The organism is Moorena sp. SIO4E2, from assembly GCF_010671945.1.
In the GTDB taxonomy this organism is placed as follows: Bacteria; Cyanobacteriota; Cyanobacteriia; order Cyanobacteriales; family Coleofasciculaceae; genus Moorena; species Moorena producens.
Genome location: NZ_JAAHIE010000157.1, coordinates 1 through 6,379 on the forward strand (window position 1 = coordinate 1; position 6,379 = coordinate 6,379).

The 6,379-nt window shown below is 45.1% G+C and carries 3 protein-coding genes and 1 pseudogene; 1 reads left to right on the forward strand and 3 read right to left on the reverse strand.

Annotated features, from left to right (window positions below):
- Window positions 1-242 precede the first annotated feature (242 nt).
- The 3 genes from F6K37_RS17375 to F6K37_RS17385 form a co-directional block, all read right to left on the reverse strand.
- Window positions 243-2,666, reverse strand: coding sequence for a sucrose synthase (locus tag F6K37_RS17375; RefSeq protein ID WP_287251358.1), 2,424 nt, complete (start codon window positions 2,664-2,666; stop codon window positions 243-245).
- Window positions 2,667-2,827: 161 nt separating this feature from the next.
- On the reverse strand, window positions 2,828-4,351 hold the full coding sequence (locus F6K37_RS17380; protein ID WP_287251359.1) for a carboxypeptidase M32: 1,524 nt from the start codon (window positions 4,349-4,351) through the stop codon (window positions 2,828-2,830).
- 813 nt (window positions 4,352-5,164) lie between these two features.
- Complete coding sequence (locus tag F6K37_RS17385) at window positions 5,165-6,088, reverse strand: peptidase (RefSeq protein ID WP_287251360.1); 924 nt, start codon at window positions 6,086-6,088, stop codon at window positions 5,165-5,167.
- Between the two features lie 80 nt (window positions 6,089-6,168).
- Here F6K37_RS17385 and F6K37_RS17390 point away from each other — a divergent pair.
- Window positions 6,169-6,379 (forward strand): annotated as a pseudogene (locus F6K37_RS17390) (RNA-guided endonuclease InsQ/TnpB family protein); the annotation flags it as partial.

Genomic DNA, 6,379 nt, shown 5'->3' on the forward strand with positions numbered 1-6,379 from the left:
TCCACTGGAGCAAGCCGAAAGGCAAACCGAAAGGTTGAGGATATTCAGGAGCTGGATGAGGCGAAAGTTTCACGTCCAGTTCTGAAGCGGAGGTGCCCTGGGTAATACCAGGCATCGACCGTAACAGTAGCTAGAAAGCTAGACATTGATCTTAGCCGACGCTCGTTGACGGCCTTTGACGACCGTAGCAAGGATTAGATTGTGGGAGCTACCTCAGTCTAGCCTGTTAGCAGAATCCCCGTCTATGCACGAGCGGGGAGTGTCAAATGCTCCTCCAAAAGCTTTTTAGCCCGAGGCTTATAAATCAGATGGAACAGTGCCTCTAGATAACGCAGCATATCCTCCTGGTTTGCCTTAGACGTATAGTTCCAGAAGCCATAAATCCGTGCTAAGGATAGTAACCGTGTAGTGTGGATTTTCCAGGTATAGGTGCTGTAGACTCGTTCTATGCCCTGATTGGAAATTTCCTCCCAGTACTGGGGATTTTCCTCACACTTAGTCACAAAATCCAGGATTTTCTGAGCCATTTCCTCCTGGTTAGTAGGGTTAATCAGGATACCATTGACCTTATCCTGAATAATCTCCAACGGTCCACCAAATTGGGTACCAAAGGTTGGCAAACCAGAAATCATGGATTCCAAAATTGTTAGACCAAAGGCTTCAAATAGCGCTGGCTGCACAAAAATACCATGACGGTCAGCAATCACCCGATACACTTCACCAGAGTCACTCTTTGACAAGCGCACCCCTAACCAGCGGATCTTGCCGTAGAGATTATACTCCTCAATAATCTGGTAAAGCTTGATAATTTCTGCCTTTTCTTCGCTGTCGCTGGAGTCTTCAGTGCGCAAGTTACCCGCAATTAAAATCAAGTTACAGCGTTCCTGCAACTTTCGACTCTTACCAAAGCACTCCGCTAATCCAGTCAGGTTCTTAATTCGGTCAAGACGAGCCATGGAAAAAATCGGGCGCTTGTTAGGATAATCCAGTTTGCCAAAGACCTGGGCCTCGTCGTCTAGGGTAAACAAGAATTCATCCAACCGCTTAATATCACTAGCTACTCGCCCTTGAGTGCAGGTGTAGGGGAAGAAGACGGTTTCATTTACCCCCGGTGGTACTACATTAAACTTCGGAGAGAATAACTCAATGCCATTAATCACATGATACAGGTCTGGCATAGTGAAATTCTGGTAAGACTCATACTGACCCACACTATCAGCAGTACCCACAATCTCCTGATAGGTACTGCTGATAATAAAATTAGCCGCATTCATGGCAATTAAATCAGCAGTAAATTGCAGGGAGAAGTGGTACTGCTGTTCTGAGTCTTGCCAGTACAGGTTACTAAACAGGTATTTGGACTTTTCTAGGGCATGGGCAATATTGCACTGGGTAACTTTCAACCGTCGCGCCAGCAGGAAGGCTACTAGATTGCCATCGGAATAGTTTCCTACAATCAGGTCAGGACGACCTTGGAATTCTGCTAGCAGTTCCTTTTCGGCATCGATGGCGTAGGTTTCTAGGTACGGCCAAATCTCAAACCGAGAAATCCAATCCTGGGTAACTTTGGGATTGAACTCTCGAAACGGTACCCGTAAAATCCAGGCATTTTCTGTACCCTTAATTTTCTCTAACCGTTCATTACACCGAGTTCCATCATTGTTGGGGATTAAGCGGGTGAGAATGATCACCTTAGGCTGAATGTTTAATCCCGCCAGAGTCAGGTTTTCTTGCAACTGCTTTTCTAAACTCTTGGCTTGGTCAAGGACATATACCACTTGACCCCCTGTATCTGGACGCCCTAATACCCCTTCTTGTCCAAACCAGCCGTGAACCGATACCAGGACAATCCGGAAAATCATTGGGATGCGGGAGAGGAACTGTTCCAATGCCCTATCATCGGGTTCATCAATCAATTCATCCAGCATTGCCAAGGTTTCCCGCACTCGACTAGCAGTGTTTCCCCAGCCTGGTTCAAAACCCATCTCTTGCAGCTTAAAGCGGAATTTATCATAGGATTCGCTGTCTGGGCGATCGCTTACAAATTCCAAAGCCAACTTCACCTGCTCTGACAGTTGCTGGTGATTGTGAATGCGCTCGTTAATCAGGAGCTGGTTTCCATGGAAATGACGCACTTTCAAGAAACCGTACAACGACTCCAACCACTGCTCAGGGTCTTGAAACAGTTTACTGGAGAGATAGCGGTTTAGGAAGCGGACTCCCTTGCCAATATTCTTGGGATCGCGAATGAGTGGGCTGTAGTCATAAAACGGCTGAAAATCCAGCTGGAGAACCTCCCCGACCTTGGGGTTGTAGCGATTGACAAAGCGATCGCGTATATCCAGCAGTTCCTCTGGTGTCACCTCTTGCGCCCTCAAGTCTTCAAACAGACGGAAAGCTCTTTTAGCCGCAATTTTTGGTCGGATAATCAAGCATAGACTTTCATCTTCCAGAATAATTTCCTGGGTGTAATAAATCAGCTTCCCTAAATGAGAAGAATGATAAAAGTATTCGGATTTTTTGTGCTTAGTGCAGTATTCATTAAAAGCAGCCAGAATTTCGTTGCGCAGTAAATACCTGGGTTCTGCAGTTTTTAACTGGCTGGTAAAGTGACGTAGATCGCTCTTTTCGTCACTTTCGAGAACATCCTGAATTAGGTTGAGCATTGAAACTCCCCAAATACAAGTCAACTATATTGAAACCAACAACCCTATAAAAAATTCCTCTAAAGAATAGTCATTCCCGCGCACTACCGATCAGGAATAGATATTCTTTTAGATATATGGACAACGTTCTCGCAAAACAACTATCTTGGCATAAATAAATATTAAAGCATGTAAAGCTGCCCATACTTCTGCCGGATGTAGCGAATGAATGGATCGATGCGTAAAGCAGTACCAGTGACGCTCTTAATCAATTCAGCCGCTGTGTATTTGCAACCGTGTTGGTAAATGTTGTCCTTCAACCAATTATGGAGCGTACTAAAGTTTCCTTGCTCAATTTTTGGTATAATTTCAGGTTGTTCCGTTACTGCGGCTTCAAAAAACTGGGCGCTCATCAAGTTACCCAAGGTGTAGCATTGGAACATTCCCCCAATCTGACCAGTGTACCAGTGAACATCTTGCAACACCCCGTCACTGTCATTCTGGGGAACAACCCCTAAATCTTCACGATAGCGTTCATTCCAGGCTTCCGGTAAATCCCTCACCTGTAGCCTACCCTCAAGCATCATCAGTTCTAAGTCAAAGCGGATCATGACGTGGAGATTGTAAGTCACTTCATCAGCATCCATGCGGATTACAGACCGCTGCACCTTGTTGATTGCCTGATAAAAGGCATCGAGGGAAACATTACCCAGTTGAGAGGGGAAGTAGGATTGTACTTGGGGATAGAAAAATTTCCAGAAGCCCCGACTACGCCCAACAATATTTTCCCAAAGTCGGGACTGGCTCTCATGGACACCCGAGGATGTCCCACAGGCAAGAGGAGTGCCTTCCAAATCTCGTCTAATTCCTTGCTCATAAAGACCATGACCCATTTCGTGGATGCTGCTAAATAGAGCCTGACTCAGGTCATCTTGATCAACACGGGTCGTAATGCGCACATCACCGGTAGAGAAGTTGATCATAAATGGGTGATGGGTTTGGTCTTGCCTTCCCCGCTCAAAGTCATATCCCATTTGCTTGATGACCTTGAGAGTCAAATCTAACTGTTGCTCTTCAGGATATCTTTGGTGTAAACAGTTGTCATCGGTGGGACTTTGGGCAGTAATAGCCTCGACAATTGGCACTAATTCCTCTCGCAACTGAGAAAAAAGCCTCCGCAAAATAGAGACTTTCATCCCATAGTCAGCAAAGTCAATTAACGGGTCAGCGATATGTTCGTAACCTGGGAAAAAATAAGCCATTTCACGGCTGAGGTCAAGAGTTTTTTCCAAGTAAGGGCGCACCGCTGCAAAGTCGTTGGTGGCTCTTGCCTTTACCCAAACACTGTACGTTTGGGTCCGATGTTCAGAGAATTCTCCCATAAATTCCGCTGGCACCTGCACGGCTCTGTGGTAATTTTTTCTAGTGCAGCGGATTAAGCTAGCTTCGTCAGAAAAGTAAGGTAGAGTTTCTTCATAGGGGCGTAACCCTTCCAGGAGTTCGCCCATGGCTGGGTCAGTAAATTTACTATGGGCAATTTTTTGTAGAGTAGCCAGCTGACGTCCCCTAGCAGCTGCACCACCGGGAGGCATATAGGTGGCCTGATCCCAGTACAACAAAGATGCGGCTGCTTCTAAGTCGTTAATTTCACTAAGGCGTTTTTTGAGTTTGAGAAGTTTCGGTTGAGTTTTTTCGGTAGTCTGCATGATGCTAGATTGACACATTCAGGCTATTAGTTTAGGGTTACGGTATTTTGCCGAATAGTAAATGTACACCTGACGACCGAAAATAAAAATCTTACCCACAAAAATGTCCGATACTAATGAATCAGACAAGTGGGCTGAAAGCTAAGACCAAGTTGCGTTTTTCAAGTGCAATTTACTTGTCGGACAATGGCGAAATAACCAAGTCCTTATTTCCTCTCGTTACGATTTAAGCTGCAACTTGGTACGAGCACTCTGGTAAAGCTGAGTAACTGACTCAGATGCCAATGGCTATGAAAACGTCATACCCATAGCTGAGTGTTATAGCATAGTATACGAACTACTATTGTGCCATTTCTTAAGGACTTACTAGTATAGTGTAATCCCTTAAAACCAGACAATCGCTCTAGCTATTGGCACAGTGGTAAGTATTCCTACCGACTGAAGCTCACAGCCACTAGCTTCGAGCTTGTCCAATACTCGCCGAAAGTAGGATGTCACAAGGATCTGTTTGCACTCTCATTTGGCTCAGGACTTATGCACCCTTTCCGTGTACAACCTGTGTAAATCTGAAGTTCTGTAATCCTAAGTTCGATTTTTCCTATTAGTAAAAACCTATTCCTAAAAACTTTTTAGTAAAAACCTTGATTTTTGGTTTTATATCATGTCGGGATAATTACCCTTAATAAAAATCTCCCCCATCTACCCATCTCCCCACACTTTCCACCCTCCCCACACTTCCCACCCTCCCTCTAAATTATGGGTATTCAACCTGACTTGATATTAGCTGGAGTTTGTCCTATGGATGCAAGCCTTTTACCTTTTACCTTTTACCTTGGCCAAAGGCCATCCCAAGCGAGTTGGCTGTTCGTATATCCGTTTGAGGGTATTGATGTCTCTAGCAGAAATTCTAGGGGGATTGCGAACTTGGGAAAAGTACAGCGCATCAGTTTCTAAAGGAGAATGACCCCAAATACCTAATGCATGACCCAGTTCGTGACGGGCAGTGGCAAGGGTGTAGTCAATGGATTGCTGAGGAGAGAGAAGTATGGTAAACTTATGTAATAATAGATTATCTAATATTTGCTCTGGTGCACTGATGGATTGCGCCAGGTAAAATTCATAGCTAGTAACGGCTGAGCGAGCGCGAGACCAATCAAAGGTTCCGGTCTCACGGTTGAAGGAAACTTTTAGAGGAGGGCGCGATCGCAAAATCGATATATCTGCTAATTCCTGCTGGTCAACTAGTTCTAGGGGCAAATAAATGCCCCATTCTGCCACCGCCTTTAGCACCGCATCAACCCATTGTTGGAAGCGCTGGTGCTTCGCATCAACCACACCCGGTGCTTGGGGGTGTTCCACATAAACCTTGACGGGAAACTGAGACCAGATCAGATAACCTAAGGGAGTGCCCTTGATTTCAGAAAAATAATCACCGCTGCCGGTAGGGTCTTCCCACTGGGCAAGGGGAGTTGGTAGAGGGTGAGGCTTAGGAGCTGGTAGGGCAGGTGAGGTTACTGGCATCGAAGCCACGATAGCAGAGGAGGCTTCTGTTAATTGGTTAAACTTTGGGTATAAACCAGCTGCGGTGCTTGACTGAATCAACATCACTAACAGACAAGTGACACCCCCTAGAAACAGGGCTATCCATAGCTGCTGATCGTTTTTATAAAAATCTAAACGCTGAAAACCCCGTCTCTTTAGAGCGGGGATGAAAGCGAACAGCGCGCTTTTAGCCATGAGAAAAATATCTTGGGAAGTTCCAAAATTTTATAATGAATCTTGTAGAATAAAATATCAGCAGTTATAGGTCGAAACTGATGATCATATTAGAGTTCAAAGCATACGGCAAAAAACATCAATATTCTGCTATAGACGAGGCGATCAGAACGGTTCAATTCATCCGTAACAGTTGTTTGCGTTACTGGATGGACAACAAAGGGGTCTCAAAATACGACCTCAACAAATATAGTGCCGTTCTTGCTAAAAAGTTCCCTTTTGCTAATGAGTTGAACTCTACTGCCCGTCAGT